6 protein-coding genes are annotated in these 4,338 nt (G+C 48.9%); all 6 read right to left on the bottom strand.

What is annotated here, in order from left to right:
* Positions 1-502 precede the first annotated feature (502 nt).
* A complete protein-coding gene (locus PHV74_15075; GenBank protein ID MDD5095678.1) occupies positions 503-1,021 on the bottom strand; it encodes a hypothetical protein in 519 nt (172 codons plus the stop codon).
* 111 nt (positions 1,022-1,132) lie between these two features.
* Positions 1,133-1,411, bottom strand: a complete 279-nt coding sequence (locus PHV74_15070; GenBank protein ID MDD5095677.1) for a hypothetical protein — start codon at positions 1,409-1,411, stop codon at positions 1,133-1,135.
* A 32-nt stretch (positions 1,412-1,443) separates the two neighbouring features.
* Positions 1,444-1,902, bottom strand: a complete 459-nt coding sequence (locus PHV74_15065) for a hypothetical protein (GenBank protein MDD5095676.1) — start codon at positions 1,900-1,902, stop codon at positions 1,444-1,446.
* Between the two features lie 16 nt (positions 1,903-1,918).
* Entirely contained in the window at positions 1,919-3,019 is a 1,101-nt protein-coding gene (locus PHV74_15060; GenBank protein ID MDD5095675.1) for an AAA family ATPase, read from the bottom strand.
* Complete coding sequence (locus PHV74_15055) at positions 3,019-3,483, bottom strand: hypothetical protein (protein MDD5095674.1); 465 nt, start codon at positions 3,481-3,483, stop codon at positions 3,019-3,021. The genes PHV74_15060 and PHV74_15055 overlap by 1 nt, the downstream gene beginning before the upstream one ends.
* A 506-nt stretch (positions 3,484-3,989) precedes the next feature.
* Entirely contained in the window at positions 3,990-4,190 is a 201-nt protein-coding gene (locus PHV74_15050) for a helix-turn-helix domain-containing protein (protein MDD5095673.1), read from the bottom strand.
* Positions 4,191-4,338 lie beyond the last annotated feature (148 nt).

The raw sequence follows: 4,338 nt of genomic DNA, 5'->3' as shown, positions 1-4,338 counted from the left end.
TGCCGCCTCTGATTGCCATACTGCAATTATAAACGATTCACCCAGGAATTGTCAAGCATAGTACTGGCTACAATGTGCATTACAACAGGCTCGTCGCCAGCTTCATTTGATCGTGTTTAACTTTAGTCTAAATTTCGTCGTGCGTGGAAAACGCCTTCCGATGGTTCGTGAGATGACAAGTCACGGGCACCGATTCCACCCATTGTCACTAGGCGGATTTTCTCATCGTTCACTTTGCCAGTGCCCCTTGGCATTCCCCACAAGGCACGCAGTCGCCGGTCGGACTTTAACCGACTTTTGATAAAGGACAGCTCATCTGGTGTCAGATCGCCAGCCCACGCGGGCTGCAATAATTTCTTATCGAATTCCACGATCTACCCCCTTGTCAAAAAAGTTACCTTCCATTTGATAGATATTCAAACGGCTGTGTCAGATTCGCAATACGCGCTGTTTTTCGAACCCCGATTGTTTGGCTCGGCGTAGACTACCCCGTTGGGCTGGTTTACTGCAATGTTCTGGCCATCGACGCCGGCTCTCTTTGACGTCCATATCGCAGTCTGGAAACGCCATGTTGCCCACTCATGAAAGTTGGTGCGTCTGCAAAATCTTTTACACATTGAGTCTTGCCTTCGATCTCGCCACGAATCAAAGAAGACTCTCCCATGAAATTGTGATTCCACGCTTCTCCAATACCTTCAACTGAATATGCCGGTCGCGCAAGGACAATTGCCCGTGTCGGGTAATGGAATACAACCCTCCGCATCCTGCTGTGGACCATCGCCGGAAAAGATAACACGGAACGCCGCAGCTCCAGCCGGCGAAGAGCATGCCGCAATGAGTCCTCGGATATACCAGTGTCCGCAGCCAAGTTCGTCAGGGTCGCAGCGGGTACCATCTGATTTCCGTAGAGATACGTCCGGACGTTCTGGTGCAAGGCTAATAACACCTGCGTTTCCGCTAGGCCAGGTAGTCCTCGATAATCCATCCGCTGTTCCCTCTCTTCTGCGCGGGATTCGCGCACTTCCAGATTCGGAAAAGCCTTTATGTTATAGAGCCGACAGATCGCGCTGTTCCGCGTGCATCCCTATATATATAGGGGGTGTTTGGGTATTATCACCTGACCCGCCGTCAGTTACAGCGAACCAAAATTCATTTCGTGCTTTTCGAATATGATTGGTTTCCCTTGCCGGTTCCATTCGATCACCCTCTTGGCCACATCACCCCGTGGCCACCGGCGGTGATACCGATACCCCTCAATGGTAGATGGCTTCAAGAACAGAGCTCTAGCCAATGCGCGTCTTTCGGAATATGAGAGTGACGCCATGACAGTATAGAATTCTTGCCGTGTTTCAAGACTAAGCTCCTCCGGTGGCAATTGCGCCACACCTACCGGCCTACCAGCAACAAGCATTTTCGATTACCTCCTGTGATTTGGTGCAGGTCTTACAGTCTGTCATCTTTTAGTACCTCCATAACTTGTGCATCGCCACGCTTCTTGGCTTCGTGGATCAATCGTCTTTGGCTATCCATTATCCGATCTCCAGACCATATTCTTTGGATTTCTTCTGCGGTGTAGACGACGATCCCAGCCGGTACCTGGCTTCGTAAAGAATCACTCCGCACAAAGGCGACGATTTCTTTATCAAATTCACTCCAGAATATGCAAATGCCTTCCTCTATGACCAAACGGGCAACTTCCTTGGAGTGCCACTCAGGGGTTTGCATTTCAACCAGCTTGGGTTTACTAGTGAGATGGTCAATAATGGCATCTCGGTTAGCTTTAATGAATTCTACTTGCTTTGGGGAGAGTTCATCGCCAGGATTAACGCGTAATTTATTATCTTCGACCCAGACCCGAAAACCTCCCTCTCTCAATTCCTTTAATAGGCCTATGACTTCCATCGCTCACCCCTAACCATCAAAAGTCAAAAGTATTGTGAGGCTTTTTATAAACATCACTTACTTCATCAACAGCATCAGTATTTTGTCGATGAAGAAGATGATTATATGATGATGATGATGATGAAGTAGATGAAGATGTTAAGCTATATAGAATCTTCTTCGGTTTGGTTCCTTCAATTACACATGCTATGGTGCCTTCCTCGCGCATCCGCTTCAACTGAGGTTGCACCGACGGTCTAGTGATTCCTATCTCATCAGCAATAGCAGATGCCTCAACGTTGCCACCGAGAAATTCTATAGCCCTAATGATGGCCTTTTCTGCCTCTTCCCTTCGAGCATCCTTCGCCTCGCCAACATATTCCCAAACCCACTTGGCCTCCGTGTCGAATTTCACCCTAAGATCAAAATCTTCAATGTCCCTGCCCTCACCTATGAGGTCGAATGTATCGTCTGAGTTCCGGTATAGGCCAATATTCACATCGGTTGAACTAGGAATAGCGGAACTGCCTCTGATGTCGAACCCTGGATCGCGGGTGCTCATTTTTCCGTGGTGGGCAATGAATAAGATCATAGTGTTCATCTCAAGCGCAAGATCATGAATTCGATTCCCAAAATCGGCCATGTCACCTGCTGAGTTCTGGTCTGGCTTACCGTTAAGGCACTTGGCAAAAGTGTCGACAACGACGAGTGCTGGTTTCAATTCTGCCAGCATTAGTCTCAACTGCTCAAAGCCTAAAGATGTGTTAAAAGCAGGCCACTGGTAGAACCACGTAATAGGCAACCCGGGCATTGTTGATTGCCTCTGAATCCGCGCTTGAGTCCGTCTTTCCCCATCCTCGAGAGCGAAATGTACAACCGATCCTTGCTTGACGGCGTGTCCGAGAAATGGCTTCCCAGAAGCCACTGAATGAGTTAGTTGCGTAGCCATAAAGGACTTCCTTTTCTTCTTAGGACCTGCAATCACCCCAGTGCCTACATTGACCAACATGTCACGCACCAAGAACTCAATTGGATTCAACTTCTTACCGAGAAGCGCATCATGCCTTACTGCGTGGTCATGCCAGTCAAATTTCCTCTTTGACTCTAGCTTTACCTCAGTGATAATGACTTCGACCATTACTCTGCCCCCGTGACAAGATCGTCAATGCCTTTATACCTGCTATCCCAAGTCGCCTCGAACGTCGGATAGTAACATCTAAGACGGCAAATGAAGGCTTCACAATGCTGCTTGACTGTGGGATTCGTGAATCGATCCATATCCAAGGCTAGAATTATCCGCCGAGGTTTCAGTTCCTTGAGAATCGGAAAGATGCCGTCGTAATTTGAGACCCCAGCGATAGCTAAAACCGTTGCCTTAAGCCTCAGTGCCGCGATATCGGATTTCAACGCCCCTTCAGTGACCCATATGTCACTGCTGCCCGATTCCCTGCTGGCGACATGAATGGGTGCGCCCGATGAACAACCTTGAGGGAAGCCCTTACTCGATACCCACTTGTACTTTCCAGTCTTCTTGCCATCGCCCCTAACTTGAAGCCCCACAACCCGGCCTATGATATCCCGAATCGGGATGAGTATCCCCATTGACCCGAACAATTGCCATTCACAATCTCGAAGATAATAAAATCCAGGAACCCCTTGGAGTGTGATCTCATTAGCTAGTAGCCTTGAAATAATCTCACGACGTCCGTTTTGAGGTAATGTTCGATAGTTTAGAGTGGATATTTCCTGATCAGACAGTCCTCTGCGCTGAAGGTTTTCTTGGTGCCTTTCGGATAAAGGCAACTCCTCCAGAAGAGCCGAATACGTCCTATTCAATACGCTCGGCGGTGCCTTCTTTTCTTCAATTGCCGCTGATTTTTGTATCCTGACCGGTGGCCACGGCCTTGATGGCTCAAGATGGTGCAGCCAACCCGCGCCCTTGCTTCCGGCTGCCTTGTCACTTTGGATTCTGGCGCAGATGGCGGCGTGACCGTCATGGGCGATCAAGCACCAATCAGACTTGCAGCATATCGGGCATGGATTATGCCTGTTCACTCGAAACCACTTCGTTGCTGTTGTCACGACTACATCTATGTGCAAGATTTTCGTTAGCTGATTCTGAGACTGCCGTCCAGGATAGCCTCCAAAGTCTTCTTGCTGACCACTATCCTGCGAGGGGAAAGTCTTACGCTCGGAATCCTGCCCTCCCTGATCGCATTACTGACCGTTGATAGGCTCAAGCCGGTGGCTGCGGCAACCTCTTTTCGGCTCAACCCCAACTTTTCTACTTCTACCTTGGTATTCGCCATTCTATTCCCTCCTTGACGCACCTGAGGCTGTTTAGTTTTGATTTCAGCCTCGACTTTGACTGATTTTGTAATGCCTTCACCCCCACGTATCTGGTAGAATCAACTCAGATTCAGATTGAGGGGGAGAATCCTCCATGAGAACAGCCAA

The organism is Dehalococcoidia bacterium (assembly GCA_028711995.1).
Classification (GTDB): domain Bacteria; phylum Chloroflexota; class Dehalococcoidia; order SZUA-161; family SpSt-899; genus JAQTRE01.
Note: the sequence above shows the minus strand (reverse complement) of the source record. Positions and strands in the feature narration are given on the sequence as shown.

What these genes read in the sequence shown, in the direction of transcription:
- PHV74_15050 (MDD5095673.1), bottom strand. Translation starts at nt 4,190, where the DNA reads ATGGCGAATACCAAGGTAGAAGTAGAAAAGTTGGGGTTGAGCCGAAAA.
- PHV74_15055 (MDD5095674.1), bottom strand. Translation starts at nt 3,483, where the DNA reads ATGGGGATACTCATCCCGATTCGGGATATCATAGGCCGGGTTGTGGGG.
- PHV74_15060 (MDD5095675.1), bottom strand. Translation starts at nt 3,019, where the DNA reads ATGGTCGAAGTCATTATCACTGAGGTAAAGCTAGAGTCAAAGAGGAAA.
- PHV74_15070 (MDD5095677.1), bottom strand. Translation starts at nt 1,411, where the DNA reads ATGCTTGTTGCTGGTAGGCCGGTAGGTGTGGCGCAATTGCCACCGGAG.
- PHV74_15065 (MDD5095676.1), bottom strand. Translation starts at nt 1,902, where the DNA reads ATGGAAGTCATAGGCCTATTAAAGGAATTGAGAGAGGGAGGTTTTCGG.